Origin of the sequence: Dysosmobacter sp. Marseille-Q4140 (genome assembly GCA_018228705.1) — a bacterium.
In the GTDB taxonomy this organism is placed as follows: domain Bacteria; phylum Bacillota; class Clostridia; order Oscillospirales; family Oscillospiraceae; genus Oscillibacter.
On the sequence record CP073694.1, the window covers coordinates 2,745,187 to 2,770,729 of the forward strand.

Consider the following 25,543-nt stretch of genomic DNA (forward strand, 5'->3'; position numbering starts at 1 on the left):
GGGCGATTTGCGCCCCATGCGGGGTCCCCGCAAAACCGGAGATTTTGTGGGGCATCAACCATGTGAAGCATCACATGGATGAGCGGGAGATCGTGGCGGAGTACCTGCAAAAGGCCTGAGCGCCGGAAGTCCGGCGTCAAGCGGTTTGCCGGAGGCAAACCCTTGAAATCGGCCGAATTCACTTCGGCCGATTTAAGTCCAATGCGGGGTCCCTGCAAAATCGGAGATTTTGTGGGGCATCAACCATGTGAAGCATCACATGGATGAGCGGGAGATCGTGGCGGAGTACCTGCAAAAGGCCTGAGCGCCGGAAGTCCGGCGTCAAGCGGTTTGCCGGAGGCAAACCCTTGAAATCGGCCGGATTCACTTCGGCCGATTTGAGTCCAATGCGGGGCCCCGCAAAATCGGAGATTTTGTGGGGCATCAACCATGTGAAGCACCACATGGATGAGCGGGAGATCGCGGCGGAGTACCTGGCGGGAAAGCGACCGCCGGGTGTCCGCCCATACAAAAGCGCCGGGGGTGTGCCCGGCAAGGAGAGGGAGAGAACTATGACACAATCCATCATCGCGGCAGGGTTGGCCTTCGTGCTGACGCTGGTGATCGGCCGCTTTCTGATCCCGGAGCTGCGCAAGCTCAAGGCCGGGCAGGAGATCCGCGCCGACGGTCCCACCTGGCATATGTCCAAGGCGGGCACGCCCACCATGGGCGGCATCATGTTCATTCTGGGCGCCGGGGTGATCGTATTCATTCTGGGCTGGGGGAACATGCTGGACGGGGTGTTTGTGCACCTGTACGTCTACCTGTTCGCCCTGATCTTCGGCCTGATCGGCTTTGTGGACGACTACCGCAAGGTCCGCCAGCACCAGAACGAGGGCCTCACCGCCAAGCAGAAATTCGTGCTGCAGCTGGCGGCGGCGATTTTGTTCCTGTGCCTGATGCGCTATGAGGGGCTGCTGAGCAACCACCTGTACATCCCCTTCCTGAACGTCAGCGTGGAGATCAACTGGATCGTGTATCTGGTGTTCGCCGCCTTCGTGATCGTGGGCTGCGTCAACGCCGTGAACCTGACGGACGGCATCGACGGCCTGGCGTGCAGCGTCACCTTTGTGGTGATGGTGTTCTTCGCTGTGACCGGGTACCTTTGGAGCGCGGGCGGCGCCGGGGCGCTGTTCCCGGCGGCCATGGCCGGAGGCCTGGCGGCCTTCTTTGTCTACAACCACCACCCCGCCAAGGTCTTTATGGGCGATACCGGCAGCCTCTTTCTGGGCGGCGCCGTGGCGGCCCTGGCCTTCTCCATGGATATGCCCCTGATCCTGATTCCTGTGGGCATCATCTACATTCTGGAGACCCTGTCCGACATCATCCAGGTGGGCTATTTCAAGGCCACCCACGGCAAGCGCTTTTTCAAGATGGCGCCGCTGCACCACCATCTGGAGCTGTCCGGCTGGAGCGAGGCGAAGCTGGTGACGGTATTTTCCCTGGTGACGGTGGTGTGCTGCGTGCTGGCGTACTTCGGCGCCGCGGGCCGCTATTGAACCATTTGATATTTTGAGGGAGAGGAGGGAAGGTCATGTCATATCCGCGCCCCCAGGCCCGGCCCCAATTCCACAGCCGGCCCCAACCCCGTCCGCAGGACCGGCCCCAGCGCCGCCGCCGGCCCATGAGCCGGGAGGAGGCCCTGGCCCGTCAGGAGCGGCGCCAGCGGCAGAAGGAGCTGGAGGAGGAGAGCCGGGAGCTGGCCCGGGGCCCCATCGACCTGCCCTTCTTCGTGCTGGTGATGCTGCTGCTGGGCATCGGATTGGTGATGCTGCTGTCCGCCAGCTTTCCCTCCGCCTACGCGGAGACCGACGGGGAAAATCCCCTGTACTATTTCAGCCATCAGGCGGTGTTCGCCGTTATGGGCGTGGCCGCCATGATCTTCATCGGCAAGATCAACTACCAGCGGTTCCGGGCCCTGGGAAAGCCGCTGCTGTACCTGTCCGTGATCCTGCTGGCGCTGGTGCTGGTCCCCGGCGTGGGCCTCACCCGCTATAACGCCACACGCTGGCTGGGTATCCCCGGCACCTCCTTCCAGTTCCAGCCCTCGGAGATCGCCAAGGCGGCGGTGGTGCTGTACTTTGCCGACAGCATCTCCAAAAAGAAGGACCAGATGCGCTCCTTCCGCTACGGCATCCTGCCCTACGCCATGATCCTGCTGGTGGTGGCGGGCCTGGTACTGCCGGAGCCCCACCTGTCCGGCGCCATTTTGATCCTGGGTGCCGGTGCCGCCATGATGCTGGTGGGCGGCATCAACTGGGCCTGGGTCGGCGGCGCGCTGGCCGCCGCGGGAGGCCTGCTGTATACGGTGCTGTTCGTGGTGGAATACAATAAGTCCCGTATCACCTCCTGGCTGGACCCCTGGGCCGACCCCCAGGGCAGCGGCTACCAGCTGACCCAGAGCCTCATCGCCATCGGCTCCGGCGGGCTGCTGGGCGTGGGCCTGGGCAAGAGCCAGCAGAAGTTCTACTACCTGCCGGAGGAGCACAACGACTTCATCTTTGCCATCGTCTGCGAGGAGCTGGGCCTCATCGGTGCAGTCATCATCATGGCCATTTTCGCGGCGCTGATCCTCCGGGGCTTCTGGATCGCCCTCCACGCCCGGGACCGCTTCGGCAGTCTCCTGGTGGTAGGTATCATCACCCTCATGGGCGTCCAGACCTTTTTGAACATCGGCGTGGTCACGGGCCTGCTGCCCACCACCGGCATCTCCCTGCCCTTTTTCAGCTACGGCGGCACCGCCCTCTCCATCCAGCTGGCGGAGATGGGCATTGTGCTGTCGGTGTCCCGGCAGATGAAGCCCACCAGAGCGGGGTAGGCGCTGCCGGCCCCGCTTTTCCACACTGTAAAGACGCGCCCGCCGCCGGAAAAGTTTTCCCGCCGCGCGCCGCAATCTCCGTCAGAAACAGAGGTACGGACCATGGAACATACGCTCAAACGCATCCTATTCACCTGCGGCGGCACCGCGGGACACGTGAACCCGGCCATTGCCCTGGCTCAGCTGATGCAGGAGCGGGACCCGGCGCGGGAGGTGCTGTTCGTGGGAGCGGACCGGGGATTGGAGAAGGATCTGGTGCCCAAGGCGGGCTATCCCTTCCGGACGGTCCACATCTCCAGCTTCCACCGCTCCCTGCGGCCGGCCGAGCTGCGGCACAATCTCATCTCCGCCGTGAACCTGGTGCGCTCGCCCCGGGAGGCCCGGGCCATCCTGCGCCAGTTCCGGCCGGACGTGGTGATCGGCACCGGCGGCTACGCCAGCTACCCCATGGTCCAGGCGGCGGCCAGGGCCGGCATCCCCACGGCCATCCACGAGTCCAACATGGTGCCGGGCCTGACCACAGAGGTGCTGGCGAATTACGCCGACCGGGTCATGGTGGGCTTTGAGGCCTGCCGGGAGCACTACCGCCACCCGGAGAAGGTGGTGGTCACCGGCACGCCGGTGCGGGAGGACTTCTTCCGCATCACCAGGGAGGAGGCCAAGCGCCAGCTGGGCGTGGACGACGGCCGGCCCCTGATCGTGTCCTTCTGGGGGTCCCTGGGGGCCTCCGGCATGAACCGCGAGATGGCGGATTTTCTGGCCCTGGAGGCGGCCAAGGAGCCCTTCCACCACATCCACGGCGCCGGGAAGGCCGGCTATCCGGTGCTCCTGGCACAGCTGCGGGAGAAGGGCGTGGACCTGGCGGCCCATCCGGCGCTCCAGGTGCGGGAGTACATCTACGATATGGCCCCGGTGCTGCGGGCGGCGGACCTGGTGCTGTGCCGGGCCGGCGCCTCCACCATCAGCGAGCTGACGGCCCTGGGGGTCCCGGCGGTGATCGTGCCCTCCCCCTATGTGACCAACAACCACCAGGAGAAGAACGCCCGGGTGCTGGAGGCCGCCGGCGCCGCGGTCGTGGTGCTGGAGCAGGACAGCTCCGGCCAGGCCCTGTTTCAGGCCGCTTGCGGCATCCTCCACGACGAGTCCCGCCGGACCGCTATGGCGGCGGCCATGGCGTCGCTTGGCATCCGGGACGCCGCAGAGCGGATCTATCAGACGGTCCTGGAGATCTGCAAGTAACCTCTTTTCCCCGCCTTCCATAGGATGGACTGTTGAACCATTCTGGATACGGAGGGGAACGTGTATGAGTCAGCTGACGATCACAGGGGGCCGCGCTCTGCGGGGCGAGGTGACGGTCCAGGGAGCCAAGAACAGCGTGCTGCCCATTCTGGCGGCCACGCTGCTGGCCCGGGGGCCGGTGGAGCTGCTGGGCTGTCCCCGGCTGCGGGACGTGGACGCCTCCGTGCGCATCCTGCGGCACCTGGGCTGCGACGCCCGGTGGGAGGGGAGCAGCCTGGTGGTGGACACCGCCGGGTTGAACCGGTGCGAGATTTCTGATATACTAATGCGGGAAATGCGCTCTTCCGCCATCTTTCTGGGGGCGATCCTGGCCCGCTGCGGCCAGGCGGACCTGAGCTACCCCGGCGGATGCGAGCTGGGCCCCCGGCCCATTGACCTGCACCTCAGCGGCCTGCGGGACCTGGGGGCGGAGATCCGGGAGGAGGGCGGCGTCCTTCGGTGCCGGGCGCCCCGGCTGATGGGGCGGGAGCTGATTTTGAGCATGCCCTCCGTGGGCGCCACGGAGAATCTGATGCTGGCTGCCTGCGGGGCGGAGGGGACCACCGTGATCTCCAACGCTGCCCGGGAGCCGGAGATCGTGGATTTGCAGATGTTCCTCAACGCCTGCGGCGCGAAGGTTCAGGGCGCGGGCTCCTCCTCCGTCACGGTGGAGGGCGGGCGGACCTTCCACGGCTGCACCTACGCCTGTATGCCGGACCGGATCGTGGCGTCTACTTACCTGTGTGCCCTGGCCTCCGCCGGAGGCAGCGTGCGGCTGCTGGGCGCCCGGGAGCGGCACCTGGCCACCGTCACCGCTGCGCTGCGGGAGGCGGGCTGCGCCATCGCCTCCGACGAGGGCGGGCTGACCGCCGTGTGCCGCCAGCGGCTCCGGGCTGTCCGGGCGGTGCGGACGGCGCCCTATCCGGGATTCCCCACCGACGCCCAGGCGGTGCTGATGGCGGCGCTGCTGCGCAGCCGGGGGACCACGGTGTTTGAGGAGAACATCTTTGAAAACCGCTACCGCCATGTGGATGAGCTGACCCGCATGGGCGCCCGGATCCGGGTGTCCGGCCGGACGGCGGTGGTCACCGGCGTGGAGACCCTCCACGGCGCGCCGGTCCGGTGCACGGACCTGCGGGGCGGGGCGGCGCTGTGCGTGGCGGCCCTGGGGGCGGAGGGGGAGACCCAGGTCTCCGAGATCTGCCACATCGACCGGGGCTATGAGGACATTGCCCGGGACCTGCGGGCCCTGGGGGCGGACATCGTCCGCGTGGAGACAGAAGAACGCTAGGAGCAGGACTATGGCCAGACGCAGGAATTCCAATCGCCGGCGGAGAAGGGGAAGCTTCGGCTTCCTCTATAAGCTCTTGTCCACGCTGGCCATCTGCGCCGTGGTGGTGGCGGCTCTGACGCTGTTTTTCCGGGTGGACACCATCGAGGTCAGCGGCACGGCGCGCTACTCCGCTCAGGAGATCATCGACGCCTCCGGCGTCAGCACCGGCGACAACCTCTTTCTGCTGAACAAATACAGCGTGGACCAGAGCATCAAGGCGGCGCTGCCCTATGTCCAGGAGCTGCGGATCAGCCGCAGCCTGCCGGACACCCTGGTGATCCAGGTGACGGAGTGCAGCACGCCCCTGGCGGTGGTCCAGGACGGCAGCGCCTGGCTGGTGAGCCCTGCCGGAAAGATCGTGGAGCAGGCAGAGCCCTCCGCCGCGGAGCAGTACGCCGTCATCGACGGCTGCGAGCTGCTGGCGCCCTCCGTGGGCACGCCGCTGGCTCTGGCCACGGAGTACGCCTCCCAACAGCAGAGCCTGCTGGACCTGCTCTCGGCGCTGGAGGAGGCGGACCTGCTGGACCAGGTGGACGCCATCCACCTGGAGGACCTGGCGGTGCTGCGGATGGACTACGCCGGCCGCTTCGTGGTGGAGCTGCCCTATGGGGCGGACTACGATTACAAGCTGCGGTTTTTGACGGTCAGTCTGGAAGAGACTTCCATTCAGAACAACCAGGGCGGCACCATCCAGCTCACTGGCGACGACGGCAAGGTGAATTTCATCCCCTCCTGAGCGGGCGGCGCCGGGATCCGACGGAAAATTCCCGGATCCGCCGGGAAAAAACCTGGGGAAAAGGAAGAGAGGCACTTGACCGGAAGGGGAAAGTGTCATACAATAAACTAAATATCGAAACCACAGGATATTGTGAGATCAAGAGGGGGTTTTTCCCCTTTTCTACAAATGATAGTAGGAGGCACCACTATGGCATTTGGATTGGAGACCGGTCCCGATACCGTTGTCAATATCAAGGTCATCGGCGTGGGCGGCGGCGGCAACAATGTGGTCAACCGCATGGTCCGCAGCGGCACCAAGGGCGTGGACTTCGTGGCGGTCAACACCGACAAGCAGGCGCTGAACGTCTCCAGCGCCAACTATAAAATTCAGATCGGCGAAAAGCTGACCCACGGCCAGGGCGCCGGTTCCGATCCTGAGGTGGGCCGCAAGAGCGCCGAGGAGAGCCGCAACCAGATCGCCAAGGCGCTGGAGGACACCGACATGGTGTTCATCACCGCCGGCATGGGCGGCGGCACCGGCACCGGCGGTGCACCCATTGTGGCGGAGATCGCCAAGGAAATGGATATCCTCACCGTGGCGGTGGTCACCAAGCCCTTCGGCTTTGAGGGGCGCCGCCGGATGCAGCAGGCCGAGGCCGGCATCGCCGAGCTGGAGGGGAAGGTGGACTCCCTGGTCATCATCCCCAACGAGCGGCTCAAGCACGCCACGGACCAGAAGATCACCTTTGCCAACGCCTTCGAAATCGCCGACGATGTGCTGCGCCAGGCAGTGCAGTCCATCTCCGACCTGATTCGGGACACCGGCTTCATCAACCTGGACTTCGCGGACGTCACCGCCATCATGAAAAACGCCGGCATGGCCCACATGGGCGTGGGCCGGGCCGCCGGCAAGGGCAAGGCCGAGGAGGCCGCCAAGATGGCCATTTCCAGCCCCCTGCTGGAGACCTCCATCGAGGGGGCCAAGGGCGTCCTCATCAATGTCACCGGCTCCATGGACATCGGACTGGAGGAAGTGGAGCAGGCCGCCAGCCTGGTCCAGGCCGCCGTCCATCCCGACGCCCTCACCATCTTCGGCGCCACCTTCGATGAGACGCTGGACGACGAGATCCGCGTCACCGTTATCGCCACCGGCTTCGACAAGGCGCCGGGCGACCTGCCCAAGATGGCCGCGTCCCAGCAGCCCGCTTCCAACGCCGCTCCGGCTCCGGTGCCCCTTCAGGAGGATGTGCCCAAGCCCCAGGAGCCGGAGGAAGATCCCTTCGACGATATTTTCAAAATTTTCAACAAACGGGATTGAATATTTTTGGAAGGACCCGCAGGAGTTTGCCTGCGGGTCCTTTGTATATCTTGGCGCCGTCCCGGTTTCCGAATGCTGCCATGGCGGCGCTGGCGGTTTTTGCATGGGCTGATTTCACCTCTGCGGCAGATGATAACGGTGCCGGCAAATTTCGACGTTTGCCGGCTGCGTTTGAGAAAGGGGTGATTTCATTTGTATGGACCATTTCAAAAAGCGAACGGTGTGCTGCGGGGCGGCGCGGCACTCCTTCTGGCATTGCTGCTGTGCACGGCGCCCTTCGGCGCCGGTGTGACGGCCTCGGCCGCCGGCAGTGAATCCTCCGCCCGGATGCTGGTGCCCGTGGGCCACACCATCGGCATCAAGCTGTTCGCAAGAGGCGTGCTGGTGGTGAAGCTCTCCGACGGCGGGACCCCCGCCAAGGACTGCGGCCTCCAGACCGGCGACGTCATCGTCAAGTGCGGCGGCGTGTCCGTCACCTCCACGGAGCAGTTCCAGACCCTGCTCCAGGAGAACGGCGGCGACGCCACGGACCTCCAGATCCGCCGGGGCGGCGAGAGCATGACATTGGAGGTGGAGCCCCGTCCCAACGACCAGGGCCAGTATGCCATCGGTGCCTGGATCCGGGACAGCATGGCCGGCATCGGCACCATGACCTATTATGACCCGGCCACCGGTGCGTTCGGCGCTCTGGGCCACGGCATCACCGACGTGGACACGGCCCAGCTGATGCCCTTCTCCTCCGGCTCCATCCTGCCCTCCACCGTCAAGGCGGTGAAAAAGGGCGCCTCCGGCGCGGCCGGGGAGCTGCGGGGAGATTTTGACCTGGCCCGGGATCTGGGTACGTTGTCTGCCAACACCGCCTCCGGCGTGTTCGGCACAGTGGAAGAGAGCGATTTTACCGAGAGCCTGACCGGTGCGCTGCCGGTGGCGAAGGCCTCGGAGGTCCGAACCGGCCCGGCGGTGATTCTCTCCAATGTGGAGGGCGATCACGTGGCGGAATATGATGTGGAAATTTTACAGATCGTAGAGGGTTCCGCAGACGGGCGGGACCTGGTGATCTCCGTGACGGACCCGGAACTGATCGCCGCCACCGGCGGCATCGTCCAGGGCATGAGCGGCAGCCCCATTTTGCAGAACGGAAAATTTGTGGGCGCCGTGACCCATGTGCTGCTGAATGACCCAACCAAAGGATATGGAATTTTGATGGAAACTATGCTCAAAGCGGGGCAGGCCGCCTGACCGGCCGCTCACGCAGCAGGCCCGCCGGATCACCGGCGGGCCTGTGTCACGGGTACTTGACGAGGAGAACAATTTTCCATATCATGAGATGAAGGATACGGACGAGCCGCGGCTCATACCAAGGCCAGCTTGGCGTTGAGCTTTTTGTAGATCCGCTCCCGGAACCAGGGCTCCGTGGAGGCGGCCACCGCCTCCTCCAGGCCGAACCAGCCCACGGCGCTGTTCTCATCGGGCTTGCGGCGCACCGGGTCCGCCGGGTCTGCCTCCAGCAGATAGGTGACGTTGAGGTGCAGGTGGGAGGAGACGTACACGCCCCGCTTCTCGTGGCCGTCCACGGTCAGGATCTCCAGGGAGTAGATCTCCGGCGATACCGGCCGCACACGGGTCAGGCCGCTCTCCTCCCGGACTTCCCGCAGGGCCACTGCCAGCAGGTCCCGCTCCCCGTCGGCGTGGCCGCCCAGCCAGGCCCAGGACCCGTACAGATTGTGATACGCCATCAGCACCTGCCGCCGGTCCGGGCTCACCACCCAGGCCGAGGCTGTCAGGTGAGCGGAGGCATTGTCCCGGGTATACAGCGCCTCGCCGCTGCCCAGCCGCCGCAGCAGCTCCGCCCGGTCCTGCTCCTCCTGGGGGTTCCAGGGCTGAAAGGCCCTGATCTGCTCCAATAGCTCCATTTCACCGCCGCCTTTTTCGTTCAGATGTCCCGATTTTAGCACAAAGCGGCGGGAAAGGGAAGAGCGCCGCGCGGGAGGTGGCAGAAACCGTCGAATGATTTTTGGGATTTATTTACAGTTCGCGCTTGCAAAGACTGTAAGTTTATGGTAATTTATAGAAAACGTGATTTCAAGCTCTGCGAATCCGTCGCAAAGGGGGCGAGGGGCGCCGTGGATGGAAAAACGGCGTGGAGCCCCGCTGAAAAGCAGGTTTGATTGCTGAAAAATTCTGAAAAAAGGACTGGGAGAACATGGACATCAGAAGAACCGTACTACTGGCAGATGCCAATGAGGAATTCCGCGCCATGCTGCGGGAGGCTATGGAACAAGCGGGGGAGTTCAGCGTCGCGGCCTCCGCCGGAGACGGCGCGGAGGCCCTGCGGCTGGCGGAGCAGTGCCGGCCGGACCTGGTAGTGATGGACGTGGTGCTGCCGGTGGTGGATGGACTGAGCGTCATGAAGCAGCTCAAGGAGCTGGGCAACCCCAAGGTGGTGCTGCTGTCCGCCTTTTGCAGCGACCAGGTGGTGGCGGAGGCCCGGGAACTGGGTGCCTGTTACTTCCTGCCCAAGCCCTGTGATCCGGAGGCCCTCATGGACCGGATGCGGGCGGCCTTCGGCACGGCCCCGGCGGCGGTGGAGCACCCGGCGGAGCTGAAGAACCTGGTGACCGCCGTGATCCACGAGATCGGCGTTCCCGCCCACATCAAGGGCTATCAGTACCTGCGGGAGGCCATCATGATCGCCGTGGACGACATGGATGTGATCAACGCCGTCACCAAGGTCCTGTACCCCGAGGTGGCCAAGCGGTTCGGCACCACCGCCTCCCGGGTGGAGCGGGCCATCCGCCACGCCATCGAGGTGGCCTGGGACCGGGGCGATCTGGAGACGCTGCAAAAGTACTTCGGCTACACGGTCTCCAATGCCAAGGGCAAGCCTACCAACAGTGAATTCATCGCTATGATCGCCGACCGGCTGGTGCTGGAGCAAAAGACCCAGAAGCGCGCCCAGCAGGCTTGAGGACATAGCCCTTTCTGTTTCCCCCTCCCAGCCAAAAGGCCGCCCGGTCGGGCGGCCTTTTGGTATAAAATGCAAGATAAATAACGATCTGTATTCCCGCCGGTCCTCTTTTGGAGCGCAAATGGACGTTGCAGGCCGTCAGCGATCCGGTGCCAGGGCCGCTCCGGCGACGGCCATCTGGGCCTCGTCCGGCTCTCCGTCCAGCTCCAGCTCCGCGATCTGCCCCGGCCAGCACAGCAGCCACGTGTCCGTGGGCGCACCGTCCAGATACCGCCGCCAGACAGCCTCCGCGCCCCAGGGCATCGGATCGGTTTTCTGCCAGGTGATCTCCCAGAACTCCGGGTCGTCGTTGGCCATGGTATCCTCCAGGACCAGGTCATAGAGCCGGGCGATGCCGGTGCGGGTGATGGTGTAGCTGAGGTGGTAACGGGTGTCTCCGGATGCGGCGTCCTGCCGGGCGGTCTCCGAGTACGTGTGCCGGCTCATGAGAAAGGAGCCGTCCCCCAAATCCCACCGGCGGATGTGCGCATAGGAGATGCCGGTCAGCTTCTCCGCCGTCAGGGGGATGGCCGGCGGGTCCGTCTGCCATTCCTGTCCCTGACAGAGGTAGGTGTCTCCCTCCCCGGTGAACCAGCCCAGCCGCAGTATGCCGAAGGTCAGCAGACTCACCAGCCCCACTGCCAGCACCACATCCATCAGCAACGTCAGAGCGATGTTGAGACGCCTGGAGGCCCCAGCCCGTTTCAGACCATCCCGGGTGCGGAGCACCAGAAAGAGGATCCCGCCATAGGCCAGCAGGATCAGCAGAAAGGCGGCAATGGAGGACCGCTGCCACCGCATCAGGGACAACAGATAGGCCGCTGTAATGGCTGCCAGCGCTCCCAGAGCCGCCAGATTGAACCGGCGGTAGCCGCCGGTGGCGGCGCAGCCTCCCCCGTGGGCCACTGATGTCAGCGACCGCCTCCGCCAGCGGTAGTAGGCGGACAGATTCACCCCCTGGAGAACCAGCAGCAGGGTGCTCAGCAGGATCAGAAAAAAGTCGTTGGAGCTGGAGAAGAAGTCCAGCGGATCCCGCCGGAAATTACTGAAGGCGATGAACAGCCACAGCAGCGGCATCGCCAGCAGAGCATAATTGCTGGGCAGGAAGTTTTTCTTCATGGAGCGGTGGATGGCCTCGATGCGGACGGCGTCCTCCGTCTCCAGCGGCACCGGGTCCGGCTGCTCTGAGACGAAGATCTGCATTTGGGCCCAGTCGCCGACCTTCTCCCATCCGGCGGCGGCGCACAGCTCATCCAGACGGTTCTGGCTGTCCGTGGGCCGTGGGTTGAACATGGAGCCGTCGGAGACGTAGGTGACGGCGTAGGACACCTGTGCCGGCGCTGACCGGCGGTATCTCCAAAAGGCGTTTCCGATGCGCTCCAGACGCCAGCCCTTGGCAGCCATGGCCTCCAGATGGCGTTCCACGCCCTGGTAGTCAAAAAGCTGGTACAGGTTCAGTTCCCGCTTGGTGTCCTTCATGTGGCGTCCTCCTCTCTCATGCAGGCCTCATAGTCCGCGGCCAGCAGCTGCAGCCGACGGTATTCCTCCGCCAGGGCGGTTTTGCCCGCTTCAGTGATGAGATAGCTGCGCTTGCGGCCCTCCACCTTGGTCTCGGCGATCATGCCGGCGGAGAGGAACTGTTCCAGCAGGTTGTACAGCGTTCCAGGGCCCACGCTGACCCGGCCTCCGGTGCGCTGCTGGACCTGGGTCATGATGTCGGCGCCGCAGCACTCCCGCCGCAGACACAGCAGGATATAGAACATCTGCTCCGTCAGGGTTTGGAATTTCTCCCTGGCCACGATCTCACCTCCGCTATATCGAATATCGTTATTTCTCCTTGCCCTCAGTATATAGTCGAATATCGATATTGTCAAGTGCGGACGCGGTTTTCCTTGCTATTTGCCGCGCGGTGTGCTATTCTGAACGGCGAGACCAGAAAAAGAGGAGAGACGACCATGACTTATTCCTTCCGTCCCCGGGGTGTTTGTTCCCAGGAGATGCGGGTGGAGGTGGACGACCAGGGCATCATCCAGCGGCTGGAGGTCCTGGGCGGGTGCAGCGGCAACCTCCAGGGCATTTCCTCCCTGGTGAAGGGGATGCCGGCCCAGGAGGCCATCGCCCGGCTGAAAGGGATCCACTGCGGCCCCAAGGACACCTCCTGTCCGGATCAGTTCGCCCGGGGCCTTGAGGCGGCGCTGAGCCGCAAGGGCTGATAAAACTGCCGGGGAGACCGCTGAAAAGCGGTCTCTTTTTTTGCCGAAAGAAAGCACTTTTCGCTTTTTCACGGCTGCGGCAGTGGACAGCGGCACAAAAAAGTGGTACAATGGGGCACCCGCCGGGGTCCTCCGCCTTCCCGGCCAAACCCACAAGAAAGACGGTAGAATCGTATGAAGATCGTATTGGTCATCGACCAGTTTGATGACGCCAATAACGGAACCACCATCAGCGCCCGCCGCTTTGCCCAGGCCCTCCGGGACCACGGCAACGAGGTCCGGGTCATTGCCACCGGCAAGCCTGCGGATTATAAATATGCTGTGCGGCAGATGCGCTTTTTTCCGGTGGTGGAGCACCTGATCACCAGCCAGGGGATGCGTCTGGCCATCCCCAACCGCCACGTGTTCGAGAAGGCGGCGGCCTGGGCGGACGTGGTGCACTTTATGATGCCCTCCCCCCTGGGGATCATGGGCCTGCGGCATGTGGAAAAACTGGGCATCCCCCACACGGCGGCCTTCCACTGCCAGCCGGAGAACATCACCTTCACGCTCCACATGGGCAACAGCAAGCGGGCCAACGACTTTGTCTATAACCGCTTCCGGGACACCTTTTTCAACCGCTTCACCCACATCCACTGCCCCAGCAATATGATCGCGGACCAGCTGCGCAGCCACGGCTACACCGCCCAGCTCCATGTGATCTCCAACGGCATCAGCCCGGAGTACACCTACGGCAAGCGGCCAAAGGAGCCGTGGATGGAGGGCTTTTTCAACGTGCTGATGGTGGGTCGGTACGCCGGAGAGAAGCGCCAGGACGAGTTGATCGAGGCGGCGGCCCGGTGCCGCCACGCGCAGCAGATCCAGGTGATTCTGGCGGGAAAGGGACCTCTGGAGAAGAAGTACCGCCGCCTGGCGGAAAAGCTGCCCAACCCCGTCGTCATGGGCTTTTATGAGCCTGCCCGCCTGCTGGAGATCCTCCACATGGCGGACCTGTACGTACACACCTCCGACGCGGAGATCGAGGCCATGAGCTGTATGGAGGCCTTTGCCTGCGGCCTGGTGCCGGTGATTGCCGACTCTCCCCGGTCTGCCACGCCCCAGTTCGCATTGGATGAACGGAGCCTGTTTCCCGCCGGGGACGTGGATGCCCTGGCGGAGCGGATCGACTACTGGATCGACCACCCGCAGGAGCGGGCGGAGATGGAGCGGCGCTACGCCGTCCATGCCGGGCAGTACAGCCTGCGCAATTCCATCTTCCAGACGGAGGAGATGTTCCGTCAGGCCATCGAGGAACAAAAAAGAGCGTGACCAAAAGCCCCCGGCTTCTGCCGGGGGCTTTTTTATGCCGTTCACCGGCAAGGGCGCCGCTGCATACCATGGAACAGCAACCAAAGTGAGGGGATGACACATGGCATATTCCGACCGGGAGCTGCTGGCGCGTCTGATCCAGTGCGAGGCGGGCGGAGAGGGAGAAAACGGCATGAAGGCCGTGGCGGGCGTGGTGATGAACCGGGTCAATGCCACCGGCGGCGAGTATGCCCGGGTGGGCCAGGGCAGTATCCGCAACATCATTTTCCAGCCCTATCAGTTCGTCTGCGCCAGCGAGACAGAAAATGGCGCCTACAACCCCCAGAACATCTACAACATGCACCCGGAGCAGATCCACTACGATATCGCCGACTGGGCCATCGCCGGGAACCGTCTGCCGGATGTGGCGGAATCTATCTGGTTCTACAATCCCTTTGGCCCCAACTGCCGGCCCTTTTTTCCCTCGGAGGTGGGCTACTGGCAGACCCGGATCGGCGACCACTGCTTTTACAATCCCACCGATGCATATTACAAGACTTGAGAGGTGTCACTATGCAGTATTATCCAAATCACGCACCCGCGGCCACACCCGCCGCACAGAGCGGAGACTGGTCCGGCGAGATCAGCAGGACTTCTCCCCAGGGACCGGCCGTCTCCACGGAGATCGCGCCCAACCGCCAGGCGATGATGGGCACCGGCCGTCCCATGATCGGATTGTCGACGGCCGGCAGTTCCGTCCCTGAGGACGGGACCCGCACGGACTTTCGCAACCATCTGCCCAGTGAGGTCATCAATTCTCCCATCAGTGTGGAAGAGGCCTACCGGGGTTCTTTAAAGGCCATGCTGGCAAAATACATCGGCACCTATGTGGTGGCGTCCTTCCTGGTGGGGACCCAGAACACGGTCTCCTGGGAAGGAATCTTGTACGACGTGGGGAACGACTATGTGACCATCTACCAGGCGGGCCGGGACCGCTACATCGTCTCGGACATTTATTCCCTGAAATTCATTGAATTTTATGACACGCGGCGCAGAGAGATGTGCGACCAGATTATGCAGAGCAACTGGCAGGAGCCCATGACCTGAGAAAACCGTTGCGCGCTGCGGGGCAATGTGGTAAAATCCGGGTATCTACACAAAAGAAAGGGAGAGTCCCATGGATTTTGCAACCTTGGCCGCGGAGCGCTACTCTCTGCGGAAATTCAGTGATCGCCCGGTGGAGGAGGAGAAGCTCCAGGCCGTTCTGGAGAGCGGCCGCAGCGCCCCCACCGCCCACAACCTTCAGCCCCAGCGGATCCTGGTGCTGCGCAGCCCCGAGGCCCAGGAGAAGGCGGACCGCTGCGCCAGCTGCCACCTCCACGCCCCGGTGATGCTGGTGGTGTCCTACGACCCGGAGGAGGCCTGGAAGCGGGAGGAGGACGGCAAGAACCACGGAGAGATCGACGCCGCCATTGCCGCCACCCAGATGATGCTGGAGGCCGCGGACCTGGGCCTGGGCACCACCTATGTGGGCATGTTCGACCCGGAGAAGCTCTGTGCCGCCTTCCCGGAGCAGCTCAAGGGTCTGGTGCCCATCGCCCTGCTGCCCCTGGGCTATCCGGCGGAGGGAGCCCATCCCTCCCGGCTCCACGCCAGCCGCAAGCCGCTGGAGGAGCTGGTCACTTATCTGTAAGCGCAAAAAAGCAGCGGGAACAAATGTGTTCCCGCTGCTTTTTCCAGCTTTGCAGATTATCTGCGGCGGCCCCGGTATCCGCCGCCCCGGCTCCGTCGGCCAACGCTGCGGCCGTACCGGTAACGGCGCCGGCCCAAAGTCAGCTTCCAGAGCACCAGCGCCAGGATCAGCACGCCCAGTACGATGAGGACCACCCGCACGGCGGTCTTGCTGAAAAAATCCTTCACATTCCGCCAGAACACCAGCAGACCATCCGCCTCCACATCCGCCATGGCCAGCAGCTCCACGGTGGCCAGCTCCCGGCCGTCCAGAGAGAGGGACATGGTCCCCAGGCTCTGCCCCTGGGAGATGGGAGCGTCTACCGGGTCCTGGAGATCCAGTGCCCGCTCCAGATCGGCCGGGTCGGTGCCGTTGGGCAGCAGCAGCTCCACATCCTCCGCCGGATGGACGCTGACCCGGTCCGTCTTGGACAGGGCCACGCCCACGTCACGGATCAGCTCGTCGGAGGTCAGTACGGTTTGGTAAGAGAAGTTGTCGAAGGCCCAGTCGAACAGGAGCCGGGTGTCGTAGAAGCTGTACGTGCGGATCTCGCCGTCGTCCAGGGTCACCCGGTCGGCGCCCAGCACCACGCTGATGAAGCTGAGACTGCCCCGGGTGGCGGAGGAGACCAGACAGTGGCCCGCCTGGGAGGTGGAGCCGGTCTTGATGCCGTGGGCGTCGTCATAGAGATACCCCCGGGACCACCAGGCGCCGATGAGGTAGTTGGAGGTGTGGAGGGTCCGGGCTTCGGAGAGGTTGGTGGCGGGGATGGTGGCCGTGGCCGTGTCGCAGATGCGCATGAAGGCGTCATACTTCATGGCCTCGGCGGTGATGAGATACAGGTCCCAGGCGGAGGTGTAGTGCTGGCTGTCATGGAGGCCGGAGGTATTGACGAAGTGGGTGTTCTCACAGCCCAGCTCCTCCGCCTTGGCGTTCATGGCATCCACAAAGGCCTCCACAGAACCGGAGACCGCCTCCGCCAGCACGTTGCACGCCTCGTTGGCGGAGACCACCAGCATGCAGGTGAGGTATTCCTCCACCGTCATGATCTCGCCCTCTTTGATGTTGGCGGTGCTGCCGTCCTCGGACAGGCCCGTGGTCATGGCGGCCCGGGAGGCGGTCAGCTCATCGCCCATGGACAGCTTCCCCTCGTCCACCGCCTCCAGTACCAGCAGGGCGGTCATGATCTTGGTGGTGCTGGCGGGATAGAGCTCCTGATGCTCATTGAGCGCATATACCACGGCGCCGGTGTTGGCGTCCACCAGCAGCGCAGCCTTGGAGTGCAGCTGCGGCGCCGCCTGGGATGCGGTTTCCTCTGCCAGGGCCGGTGGGGTGATCAACAAAGAGGTCAGCAGGACCATCAGCAAAAAAACAGAAAAAAAGCGGTTCGTTTTCATGTCCAACTCCTGTGATCTGTGATATAATCTTTCTGTATCGGCGCCCGGCGGGAACGCCATTCGCCGGGATTCGACATCCTACTGTTTAGTATACCAAAAAAAATGCGGGAGTTCAACAGTGACAAGACCAGGAAAACCATCCAAAAGTGAATGGGTCCTCTTGGGGATCACGGGGGTCTTTTTGTGCCTGGTGCTGGCCCTGTTCTGGCAGGACCGCGCCGCCGCGGGACCGGGCATGACGGTGCAGGCGCAGACGCAGGTGCCCCAGGAGGCCCTGACGCCGGACCTGAGCCCCATCGACCTCAACACCGCCGGCGTGGAGGAGCTGGACCAGCTGCCGGGCATCGGAGAGGTGCTGGCGGGGCGGATCGTGGCCTATCGGGAGGAAAACGGCCCCTTCACGGCCGTGGAGGAGCTGCTGGAGGTCAGCGGCATCGGCGAGGCCAAGCTGGCGGAGCTGGAGGGCTGGGTCACCGTGGAACAGCCGCCGGAGAATGGCGGAGAAACAACGACAGCGAAGGAGTAACACATGGCGAAGATCTTAGTGGTGGACGATGAGAAGCTCTTGGTCAAGGGCATGAAATTCAATCTGGAGAACGAGGGCTATCAGGTGGAGTGCGCCTACGACGGCGCCGCCGCTGTGGAATTGGCCCGGGACGGCCGGTTCGATCTGATCGTGCTGGATGTGATGATGCCGGAGGTAGATGGGCTGGAGGCCTGCATGCGCATCCGGGAGTTTTCCAACGTGCCCATCATCATGCTGACCGCAAAAAGCGAGGACGCGGACAAGCTGATGGGCTTTGAGTCCGGCGCCGACGACTACCTGACCAAGCCCTTCAATATCCTGGAGCTCAAGGCCCGGGTCCGGGCCCTGCTGCGCCGGGCCGGCCTGCGTCAGGACAAGGGGGCGGTGCTGACGGTGGGGAACATCACCCTGAACACACAGGAGCGGGTGGCCGTTCGGAACGGGGAGACTGTGGATCTCACCGCCAAGGAGTACGACCTGGTCGAGCTGCTGATGCGCAATCCCCGGCGGGTGTACAGCCGGGAGAACCTGATGAACGTGGTGTGGGGCTATACCTACGCCGGAGACTACCGGACCGTGGACGTCCATATCCGGCGCCTGCGGGAGAAGCTGGAGGAGAACCCGGCGGAGCCGGACCATATCATGACCAAGTGGGGAGTGGGGTACTATTTCAAGGGATAGACGCGGGATCATCGGCAGCCTGCAGTTCAAGTTTGTCCTCAGCTACATCCTCATCATCGCTGCGGTGCTGCTGCTGCTCAACAGCTACCCGCTGCTGGTGTCGGAGGACCTGGTGTTCTACTCCAAGGAGACCTCCCTCCAGAGCAGCGTGTCCGTGATGGTGTACTCCCTCTCCGGCCTGGACCAGCTCAACGAGGAGAACGTGACCGCGGCCATGGCGGTGGTGGAGGAGACGGGGCTGAGCCGCATCCTGGTCACCGACGACGCCGGCCGGGTCCTCTACGACACCCGGGAGACCGGCAGCGCCGTGGGGGAGTACAGCTTTTACACAGAGATCGTCCAGGCCCTGCGGGGAAATGACGCCTTTACATGCAGCTACCACGACGGCGCGTTCCGCAGCCGGGCCTCCTCGCCGGTGCTGTATCAGAACCAGATCATCGGCGCGGTGTACGCCTATGAGTACGACCCCTCCCAGGGCGCGCTGCTGGAGGGGCTCCAGTCCAACCTGCTGCGGCTGTCGGCCATGATCGGCGCGGCGGTGCTGTGCCTGAGCGGCCTGCTGTCCCGGGCGCTGACCCGGAAGATCGCCCTGCTGCTCACCGCCATCCGACAGGTGCGGGAGGGCGCGTACAGCCACCGGGCCCAGATCCGGGGCCACGACGAGATCGCCCAGATCGGCCAGGAGTTCAACAGCCTCACGGACCGGCTCCAGACCACGGAGAACGCCCGGCGCCGCTTCGTGTCGGACGCCTCCCACGAGCTGAAAACGCCTCTGGCGGCCATCCGGCTGCTGACGGACTCTATTTTGCAGACGGACAACATCGACCGGGCCACTGCCCGGGAATTTGTGGCGGATATCGGCGCCGAGGCGGAGCGGCTCAGCCGCATCACCGAGGACCTGCTGCGGCTGACGCGGCTGGACAGCGGAGTCCTGGAGCCGCCAACGGTGGTGGATGTGCTGCCGGTGCTGGAGCAGGTCATGCGGATGATGAGCCTGGTGGCCCAGGAAAAGGAGATCGACCTGACCTACCGGGCGGCGGAGGGCTGCACGGTGCTGGCTACCAAGGACGAGATCCACCAGATCATCTATAATCTCACCGACAACGCCGTCAAATACAGCCCGCCCCACAGCGCCGTGCTGGTGACGCTGGCCCGGGAGGGGGAGAATGTGAAGCTGATGGTGGAGGACAACGGCGCCGGTATTCCGGAGGAGGACCTGCCTCGGATCTTCGAACGGTTCTACCGGGTGGACAAGGCCCGGTCCCGGGCCGCCGGCGGCACCGGACTGGGACTGTCCATCGTCAGCGACACGGTCAGGCGCCGGGGCGGCACGGTGGAGGCTGCCAACCGGCCCGGCGGCGGCGCGGTGTTCACCGTTCGCTGGCCCTGGAGAAAGGAGGGGGAGAGCCTGTGAGAAAGCTGGTGTCCCTGCTCCTGTGCGCCGCGGCTCTGCTCAGCGGCTGCGCCCGCGGCGGAGAGAGCCAGCAGGGAACGGCGTACAGCCTGTACTTCCTGGAGGCGGACCTGGAGTCCGTCCCCGGCGGCGATGCCCTGCGGGCAGAGACCGTGTATCTGGAGGAGGACCTGGGGACCACGGCTTTGGCGGAGGCCCTGGTGGAGCGGCTGCTGGAGGGGCCTTCCGACGCTACGCTGGAAAACCCCATTCCCGCCGGGACCAGCCTGCTGTCTCTGGAACTCAACGGCGCCTACGCCAAGGTGGACCTGTCCTCCAATTACCGCTCCCTCTCCGGCGTGGCATTGACCCTGGCGGACTATGCCATCACTCTGACGCTGACCCAGCTGCCCCAGATCGCCATTGTGAGCATCACGGTCCGCGGTCAGGATCTGGCCTACCGGGATACGCAGACCTTTACGGCCCGGGACGTACTGCTCAGCAGCAACGAGGATGTGATCGGCACGGTGCCGGCGACGCTGTACTTCCTGGACGAGGAGGGCCGCCTGACGCCGGAGGAGCGGACGCTGGACCTGTACGAGGGTGACACCCAGGTCAGCGCCGTGGCGCGGGCTCTGGAACTCGGACCGGAGAACCGGTCTTTGCGCCTGGTCCAGCCGGAGGAGTTCCAGGTGAAGTCGGTGTGGCTGGAAGAGGATGTGTGCTATGTGAACCTGTCCTCCAGCCAGCTGGAAACTCTGCCGGAAGAGACGGATATGCCGATGATCCTGCAGGCATTGGCTCTGTCGCTGTGCTCTTTGGACACGGTGTCGGAGGTGCGCTTTCTGGTGGATGGCGACTTTGCCGCGGAGTACGGCGGCGCATCCATCGCGGATCCCTATATCGTTTGAGAAAGGCAAAAGCAGCGCGGGCCCGGTTCCATCGGGTCCGCGCGGCTTTATGCTCCAAAAAACAGCCGTACCGCCAGGGCGGAGGCAGCAAAACCCGTCAGGTCCGCGATCAGCGCCGCCGGAACCGCGTGGCGGGTGCGGTGGATGCCGGCGGAGCCGAAGTACACGGCGACGGTGTAGAAAGTGGTCTCCGTGCTGCCCAGCATCACCGCCGCCACCCGGCCGATGTAGCTGTCGGGACCGTAGGTGGTCATCAGCTCCGTGCCCACGGCCAGGGCGCCGCTGCCGGACACCGGCCGCACCAGCAGCAGCGGCGCGGTCTCGGCCGGGATGCCCAGGGCCTCCAGCGCCGGGGACAGCAGACCGGAGAGGCAGTCCATGGCGCCGCTGGCCCGGAACATGGCCACCGCTGTCAGCAGCCCCACCAGGGCCGGCACGATCCGCAGCAGCATCCCCAGGCCCTCCTCAGCCCCGTGGGTCAGGGCGGCGTAGACATCCACCCGCCGCCCAAGGCCCCAGGCTGCCACCCCGGCCAGCAGCACCGGGATCACCAGCGAGCTGAGGTTCACCGCCGCCACCTCCCCCAGTGCGCCAGCAGCTTTGCCGCAGTGAGGCCCGCCGCCACCGACAATGCAGAGGACAGCCACACCGACGGCAGAATATCGAAGGGGGCCGCCGCCCCGGCGGCGGAGCGGACGGAGGCAATCGTGGCGGGCAGCAGCTGGATGGAGGCGGTATTCAGCACCACCAGCAGGCACAGCTCATCGCTGGCTATGCCGCCGCAGCCCCGGGCCATGCGCCGGGCCGCCCGGATGCCCAGGGGCGTGGCGGCGTTGCCCAGGCCCAGCAGATTGGCCGAGACATTGGCCGACACCGCCGCCAGGGTTTCGCTGTCCCGGCTGGCCTGGGGCAGCAGCCGCCGCAGCACCGGACGAAAGGCCCGGGCCAGGGCGTCGGAGAGGCCGCAGACCTTCATGACCTCCATGACGCCGCTCCATAGGCACAGTACCCCCGCCATGGACAGACTCAGCTCCACCGCTGAGGCTGCGCCGTCCATGGCCGCCGCGGCCACGGCGTCCAGACTCCCGGTGGCCAGGCCGAAGGCCAGGGAGAGAATGACCATCCCGGCCCAGACCCAAGTCATTGCCATGCAGATCCCTCCTGAAAGGTGCCCGCCGGCGGCCGTCTGAAGCCTGCGGCGGAGAGTTGTAAAATTATTGTGAATTGCGGCGAAATGTTACAGAATATGACAGATCTGTCATTGACACACAGCAAGAATTTATGATAAGGTCAGTGCATGTGTATCGGACATCAAATATTGGAATCCGGTCCGAATAGCTGATTCGGACGGTCGGAGAAGGAGTGCTGCTGTGAAATCAACTGGTATCGTGAGAAAAGTGGATGAGCTGGGTCGGATCGTGCTCCCCATTGAGATGCGCCGTACCCTGGACATCGCTGAAAAGGATGCATTGGAAATCTATGTGGAGGGCTCGTCCGTCATTCTGAAAAAGTACAAGCCCAGCTGCATCTTCTGCGATGGGACCAAGGATATCACCGTATTTAAGGGAAAGAACGTCTGTCCCAAGTGCCTGAAAGAGCTGAAGAGCCTGTAAGAGTCCGCTCATCCATGGAGATAGAATGAAAGCGCTTCCGCGGCTTTGCCGCGGAAGCGCTTCGATTTTGCCTTTACCGCCCCAGAGCGGCGGCGTACAGCTCATTTTTGGAGAGGCCCGTGGCGTCGGCCACCTCCCGGGCGGCGTCCTTCAGACGCATCCCGCCGTCCCGGAGAACCAGCACCCGATCCACGGCTTCCTCCACCGTCATGGCGGCCTCCTGCCGGGGCGGGCGGCCTGCCACCACCAGCACGAACTCCCCCTTGGGGGCGGTATCCCGCCAATGGTCCGCTGCCTGGCCCAGGGTGGTGCGGATGGTCTCCTCGTGGAGTTTGGTCAGCTCCCGGCACAATGCCACCGGCCTCTCCGGTCCGAAGGCGGCGGAGAGGTCTTCCAGGGTGGAGAGCAGCTTGTGGGGCGCCTCGTGAAAGATCATGGTGCGCTCCTCGTTTTCCAGCGCGGCCAGGTGCTCCCGCCGGGTCTTCTTGTTGACAGAGAGGAAGCCCTCGAAGGTGAAGCGGCCCGTGGGCAGGCCGCTGACCGCCAGGGCGTTCACCGCCGCACAGCAGCCGGGGATGGACAGTACCTCCACGCCGTTGTCCGCGCACAGCCGCACCAGCTCCTCTCCGGGGTCGGAGATGGCAGGGGTGCCGGCGTCGGTGACCAGGGCGCAGGATTCGCCCCCCAGCAGCCGGTTGAGGATCGCCTGCCCGGCGGTGACATGGTTGTGCTGGTGATAGCTGACCAGGGGCTTTTTGATCTCGAAGTGGTTCAGCAGCTTCACGGACACCCGGGTGTCCTCGGCGGCGATGAAGTCCACCGCCTCCAGTGTCTCCACCGCCCGGGGGGAGAAGTCCCCCAGATTGCCGATGGGGGTGGCCACCAGATATAAGGTACCGCTCATGGCGTTTCCTCCTGTGTGCGAAAATAGATGGTATCCAGCTCCGCCGTGGGAGCCCCGTCCGGCCCCCGGAGTATCAGGGGCGGCAGGATCTCCACGCCGGGCCGCCCGCCCCGGCGGCCCTCCGCCAGCAGCAGGGAAGGGGCGTCCCCAGCCCTGGGGCACACGGCCCGCAGGCGCTTGAGCTCCAGTCCCGCCCCCCGCAGGGCGCAGCACAGATCCGCCAGCCGCTCCGGCTTGTGGACCAGGCAGAATCGCCCGCCCCAGGGCAGCAGGTACGCCGCCGCGGCGCAGACCTCCTCCAGGGTGCAGCCCAGCTCCGTCCGGGCGGTTTGCAGGACGCGGGACTCCGGCAGAAGCCCGGAGCCGGCGGGGTAGTAGGGGGGATTGCACACCACCAGGTCAAAGGCGGCAGGGGGCAGCAGCTGGCGGATCTGCCGCAGGTCGCCGGTCCGGACCGTGAGGCGGTCCTCTAGGCCGTTGGCGGCGGCCGTCCGCTCCGCCAGGGCCGCGGCCTGGGGCAGCAGCTCCACCCCGGTCGCCGTCATTGCCGGCTGGCGCTGGAGCAGCAGCAGGCCCAGCAGGCCCGTACCGCAGCCCAGGTCGCAGATCCGCAGCCCTGGCCGCAGCTTTGGAAAAGCGGAGAGGAGAAAGCTGTCCGTCCCCGGCGGGAACAGGGCGTCGTCGTAGACGAAGCGGTATCCGCCGGTCCGCAGCCGGTCCCAGCGCTCCATGGTCCTCGCCTCCCTCCGCCGGAACTGATTTTCCCCATTATACCGAAAAATCTCCCCCGGCACAAGCGGCGAAACACGCTGCTCTCACCGGCCGGGAAAAACAAAACGCACCGCAAGCAGCGCTTGCGGTGCGTTTATGTATCCCTTTGATTATTCCTCGGGGACGATGGCGCCGTTGGGGCAGGTGTCGCTGCAAGAACCGCAGTCCAGGCAGGCGGCAGCATCGATGACGTACTGGTCATCGCCCTGGCTGATGGCACCGGCGGGGCAGGCATCCGCGCAGGCACCGCAGCTCACGCAGGCAGAAGTAATCTTGTAAGCCATGGGAAGCACCTCCATAAGAATTTGTATTGCCATTCTACCACACAAATCAAAAAATGCAAGGGGGCTGTGAAAAACGTCACAAAATATTTCTGTTAAAAAATTGGGAAATTGACAAAAAACTGTGGTTTGTCAAAGCTAACTCTGTTCACAAATTGTTTTCAAATTGGTCAAAGAAAGTCAAAAATAAACTCTTGACATTTCACGGCACCGTGGTATACTGTGTGCAGAACGAAAGGTTAAAGAAAGTCAAAGTCAAAAAAGACAGAGGCTTTTTCAGAAAGGAGTGATGCAGGTGGGTATTTCAGATCTGATCGCCAGCTTCCTGCAGGAGAGCCTGGACGAGGCGGAGAACGGCGTGGTGGAGGTCCAGCGCAATGACCTGGCCCAGCGCTTCAACTGCGTGCCCAGCCAGATCAACTACGTCATGTCCACCCGCTTTTCCCCGGAGCGGGGCTACATTGTGGAGAGCCGCCGGGGCGGCAACGGATATATCCGCATCACCCGGGTCCGGGTGGACCGGCAGACGCTTCTGATGCACGTCATCAACTCCCTGGGAGAGCAGATGGACCTGCCCTCCGCCAGAGCCATCCTCAGCAACCTGGTCCAGGCCGGGGCGCTGGAGGAGAGCGTGGGACGATCCATCCTGGCCGCCGTGGGCGACAAGGCCCTGGCGGCAGTGCCCCGGGAGAACCGGGACACCGTCCGGGCGGACATCCTGCGCAACGTCCTGATCCTCCAGGTGTAGACCGGAGGGATCGCACATCATCAAACTGTATAAACTATCAACCGTGAATATAGGAGGAATCGATTATGAAATGCGAACATTGCGGTAAGAATGAAGTTACCTTTGTATACCGGAGCAACATCAACGGCCAGGTGGAGGAGAAGCACCTTTGCAGCGACTGCGCGGAGAAGCTGGGCTACACCCAGCGGATCACCGCCCACAACCAGCGGATGATGCAGAACTTCTTCGGCAACGGCTTCTTCGGCGGCGGGCTGCTGGACGATTTCTTCGCCCCCATGCCCAGCCTGATGAGCCGGATGAACCACCTGCTGGACGATCCCTTCGACGACTTCTTCAGCGACATGCCCGCCCTGGGCGCCCCCGCCCGGCAGAGCAGTCAGCAGGAGGAGAAGAAGGAGGATCTGGTGGAGAAGGAGGAGCAGAGCCGCTTCTCCCGGATGCGCCAGATGAACGCGCTGCGGATGGAGATGAAGAAGGCCGTCCATCAGGAGAACTTCGAGCGGGCCGCCGAGATCCGGGACCAGATCAAGGCCCTGGAGGCCGAGCGCAAGGAGTCCAAGGAGAACAAGGAATAAG

The 25,543-nt window shown here is 64.1% G+C and carries 29 protein-coding genes; 20 read left to right on the top strand and 9 right to left on the bottom strand.

The features are described from left to right. Positions 1-551: 551 nt before the first annotated feature. The 7 genes from mraY (at position 552) to spoIVB (ending at position 8,742) form a co-directional block, all read left to right on the top strand. Positions 552-1,538 carry a phospho-N-acetylmuramoyl-pentapeptide-transferase gene (gene mraY, locus KFE19_13555; protein QUO39639.1) on the top strand — a complete coding sequence of 329 codons (987 nt, stop codon included), beginning with the start codon at positions 552-554 and terminating at the stop codon, positions 1,536-1,538. 125 nt (positions 1,539-1,663) lie between these two features. Continuing rightward, positions 1,664-2,857 (top strand): putative lipid II flippase FtsW, encoded by a 1,194-nt coding sequence (ftsW, locus tag KFE19_13560; protein QUO39640.1) that lies wholly within the window; start codon positions 1,664-1,666, stop codon positions 2,855-2,857. Between the two features lie 102 nt (positions 2,858-2,959). Beyond that, positions 2,960-4,096, top strand: coding sequence for an undecaprenyldiphospho-muramoylpentapeptide beta-N-acetylglucosaminyltransferase (gene murG, locus KFE19_13565; GenBank protein ID QUO37394.1), 1,137 nt, complete (start codon positions 2,960-2,962; stop codon positions 4,094-4,096). Positions 4,097-4,160: 64 nt separating this feature from the next. Further along, a complete protein-coding gene (gene murA, locus KFE19_13570; GenBank protein ID QUO37395.1) occupies positions 4,161-5,426 on the top strand; it encodes a UDP-N-acetylglucosamine 1-carboxyvinyltransferase in 1,266 nt (421 codons plus the stop codon). A gap of 10 nt (positions 5,427-5,436) precedes the next feature. Further along, on the top strand, positions 5,437-6,204 hold the full coding sequence (locus KFE19_13575; GenBank protein ID QUO37396.1) for an FtsQ-type POTRA domain-containing protein: 768 nt from the start codon (positions 5,437-5,439) through the stop codon (positions 6,202-6,204). 189 nt (positions 6,205-6,393) lie between these two features. Further along, positions 6,394-7,503 (top strand): cell division protein FtsZ, encoded by a 1,110-nt coding sequence (ftsZ, locus tag KFE19_13580; protein QUO37397.1) that lies wholly within the window; start codon positions 6,394-6,396, stop codon positions 7,501-7,503. Positions 7,504-7,695: 192 nt separating this feature from the next. Next, positions 7,696-8,742, top strand: coding sequence for a SpoIVB peptidase (spoIVB, locus tag KFE19_13585; GenBank protein ID QUO37398.1), 1,047 nt, complete (start codon positions 7,696-7,698; stop codon positions 8,740-8,742). 113 nt (positions 8,743-8,855) lie between these two features. On the opposite strand, the gene KFE19_13590 is transcribed toward spoIVB, so the two are convergent. Continuing rightward, on the bottom strand, positions 8,856-9,416 hold the full coding sequence (locus tag KFE19_13590) for an NUDIX hydrolase (GenBank protein ID QUO37399.1): 561 nt from the start codon (positions 9,414-9,416) through the stop codon (positions 8,856-8,858). 290 nt (positions 9,417-9,706) lie between these two features. On the opposite strand from KFE19_13590, the gene spo0A reads away from it, so the two are divergent. Beyond that, positions 9,707-10,471 carry a sporulation transcription factor Spo0A gene (spo0A, locus tag KFE19_13595; GenBank protein ID QUO37400.1) on the top strand — a complete coding sequence of 255 codons (765 nt, stop codon included), beginning with the start codon at positions 9,707-9,709 and terminating at the stop codon, positions 10,469-10,471. Positions 10,472-10,609: 138 nt separating this feature from the next. Here the strand turns inward: spo0A and KFE19_13600 are convergent, their stop codons facing one another. Both KFE19_13600 and KFE19_13605 read right to left on the bottom strand, forming a co-directional pair. Beyond that, positions 10,610-11,989, bottom strand: a complete 1,380-nt coding sequence (locus KFE19_13600) for a DUF2812 domain-containing protein (protein ID QUO37401.1) — start codon at positions 11,987-11,989, stop codon at positions 10,610-10,612. Further along, positions 11,986-12,309 carry a PadR family transcriptional regulator gene (locus tag KFE19_13605; GenBank protein QUO37402.1) on the bottom strand — a complete coding sequence of 108 codons (324 nt, stop codon included), beginning with the start codon at positions 12,307-12,309 and terminating at the stop codon, positions 11,986-11,988. Before KFE19_13605 ends, KFE19_13600 begins: the two co-directional genes overlap by 4 nt. Before the next feature lie 156 nt (positions 12,310-12,465). Between KFE19_13605 and KFE19_13610 the strand changes: the two genes are divergently transcribed. From KFE19_13610 to KFE19_13630, 5 genes are all read left to right on the top strand, one after another. After that, positions 12,466-12,723: a TIGR03905 family TSCPD domain-containing protein gene (locus tag KFE19_13610; GenBank protein QUO37403.1), complete on the top strand. Its 258-nt coding sequence runs from the start codon at positions 12,466-12,468 to the stop codon at positions 12,721-12,723. 174 nt (positions 12,724-12,897) lie between these two features. Then, complete coding sequence (locus KFE19_13615) at positions 12,898-14,031, top strand: glycosyltransferase (protein ID QUO37404.1); 1,134 nt, start codon at positions 12,898-12,900, stop codon at positions 14,029-14,031. A gap of 100 nt (positions 14,032-14,131) precedes the next feature. Further along, positions 14,132-14,572 carry a cell wall hydrolase gene (locus KFE19_13620; GenBank protein QUO37405.1) on the top strand — a complete coding sequence of 147 codons (441 nt, stop codon included), beginning with the start codon at positions 14,132-14,134 and terminating at the stop codon, positions 14,570-14,572. 11 nt (positions 14,573-14,583) lie between these two features. After that, positions 14,584-15,117 (top strand): hypothetical protein, encoded by a 534-nt coding sequence (locus tag KFE19_13625; GenBank protein QUO37406.1) that lies wholly within the window; start codon positions 14,584-14,586, stop codon positions 15,115-15,117. Positions 15,118-15,187: 70 nt separating this feature from the next. Continuing rightward, the gene (locus KFE19_13630; protein QUO37407.1) at positions 15,188-15,703 is read left to right on the top strand and encodes a nitroreductase family protein; all 516 of its coding nucleotides are present in this window, start codon (positions 15,188-15,190) and stop codon (positions 15,701-15,703) included. Positions 15,704-15,759: 56 nt separating this feature from the next. Here KFE19_13630 and KFE19_13635 read toward each other — a convergent pair whose 3' ends face one another. Then, entirely contained in the window at positions 15,760-17,139 is a 1,380-nt protein-coding gene (locus KFE19_13635; protein QUO37408.1) for a D-alanyl-D-alanine carboxypeptidase, read from the bottom strand. Positions 17,140-17,374: 235 nt separating this feature from the next. Here KFE19_13635 and KFE19_13640 point away from each other — a divergent pair, with 235 nt between their 5' ends. The 4 genes from KFE19_13640 to KFE19_13655 all read left to right on the top strand — a co-directional run bounded on the left by KFE19_13640 (position 17,375) and on the right by KFE19_13655 (position 20,650). After that, entirely contained in the window at positions 17,375-17,665 is a 291-nt protein-coding gene (locus KFE19_13640; protein ID QUO39641.1) for a helix-hairpin-helix domain-containing protein, read from the top strand. Between the two features lie 3 nt (positions 17,666-17,668). After that, positions 17,669-18,346: a response regulator transcription factor gene (locus KFE19_13645; protein QUO37409.1), complete on the top strand. Its 678-nt coding sequence runs from the start codon at positions 17,669-17,671 to the stop codon at positions 18,344-18,346. 64 nt (positions 18,347-18,410) lie between these two features. Beyond that, complete coding sequence (locus KFE19_13650) at positions 18,411-19,760, top strand: HAMP domain-containing histidine kinase (protein ID QUO37410.1); 1,350 nt, start codon at positions 18,411-18,413, stop codon at positions 19,758-19,760. Then, the gene (locus tag KFE19_13655; GenBank protein QUO37411.1) at positions 19,757-20,650 is read left to right on the top strand and encodes a GerMN domain-containing protein; all 894 of its coding nucleotides are present in this window, start codon (positions 19,757-19,759) and stop codon (positions 20,648-20,650) included. The genes KFE19_13650 and KFE19_13655 overlap by 4 nt, the downstream gene beginning before the upstream one ends. 47 nt (positions 20,651-20,697) lie before the next feature. Here KFE19_13655 and KFE19_13660 read toward each other — a convergent pair whose 3' ends face one another. Both KFE19_13660 and KFE19_13665 read right to left on the bottom strand, forming a co-directional pair. Further along, entirely contained in the window at positions 20,698-21,219 is a 522-nt protein-coding gene (locus KFE19_13660) for a spore maturation protein (GenBank protein QUO37412.1), read from the bottom strand. Continuing rightward, positions 21,216-21,800: a spore maturation protein A gene (locus tag KFE19_13665; protein QUO37413.1), complete on the bottom strand. Its 585-nt coding sequence runs from the start codon at positions 21,798-21,800 to the stop codon at positions 21,216-21,218. Before KFE19_13665 ends, KFE19_13660 begins: the two co-directional genes overlap by 4 nt. Before the next feature lie 220 nt (positions 21,801-22,020). Between KFE19_13665 and KFE19_13670 the strand changes: the two genes are divergently transcribed. Then, positions 22,021-22,263, top strand: coding sequence for an AbrB/MazE/SpoVT family DNA-binding domain-containing protein (locus KFE19_13670; protein ID QUO37414.1), 243 nt, complete (start codon positions 22,021-22,023; stop codon positions 22,261-22,263). 73 nt (positions 22,264-22,336) lie between these two features. Here KFE19_13670 and rsmI read toward each other — a convergent pair whose 3' ends face one another. The 3 genes from rsmI to KFE19_13685 all read right to left on the bottom strand — a co-directional run bounded on the left by rsmI (position 22,337) and on the right by KFE19_13685 (position 24,222). Continuing rightward, a complete protein-coding gene (gene rsmI / locus KFE19_13675) occupies positions 22,337-23,167 on the bottom strand; it encodes a 16S rRNA (cytidine(1402)-2'-O)-methyltransferase (GenBank protein ID QUO37415.1) in 831 nt (276 codons plus the stop codon). After that, a complete protein-coding gene (locus KFE19_13680) occupies positions 23,164-23,898 on the bottom strand; it encodes a methyltransferase (GenBank protein ID QUO37416.1) in 735 nt (244 codons plus the stop codon). The genes rsmI and KFE19_13680 overlap by 4 nt, the downstream gene beginning before the upstream one ends. Positions 23,899-24,048: 150 nt before the next feature. Then, positions 24,049-24,222, bottom strand: a complete 174-nt coding sequence (locus KFE19_13685; protein ID QUO37417.1) for a 4Fe-4S binding protein — start codon at positions 24,220-24,222, stop codon at positions 24,049-24,051. Positions 24,223-24,514: 292 nt separating this feature from the next. On the opposite strand from KFE19_13685, the gene KFE19_13690 reads away from it, so the two are divergent. Together KFE19_13690 and KFE19_13695 are read left to right on the top strand one after the other, a co-directional pair. Continuing rightward, complete coding sequence (locus KFE19_13690) at positions 24,515-24,967, top strand: CtsR family transcriptional regulator (GenBank protein ID QUO37418.1); 453 nt, start codon at positions 24,515-24,517, stop codon at positions 24,965-24,967. A 65-nt stretch (positions 24,968-25,032) separates the two neighbouring features. Beyond that, positions 25,033-25,542 carry a UvrB/UvrC motif-containing protein gene (locus tag KFE19_13695; GenBank protein QUO37419.1) on the top strand — a complete coding sequence of 170 codons (510 nt, stop codon included), beginning with the start codon at positions 25,033-25,035 and terminating at the stop codon, positions 25,540-25,542. Position 25,543 lies beyond the last annotated feature (1 nt).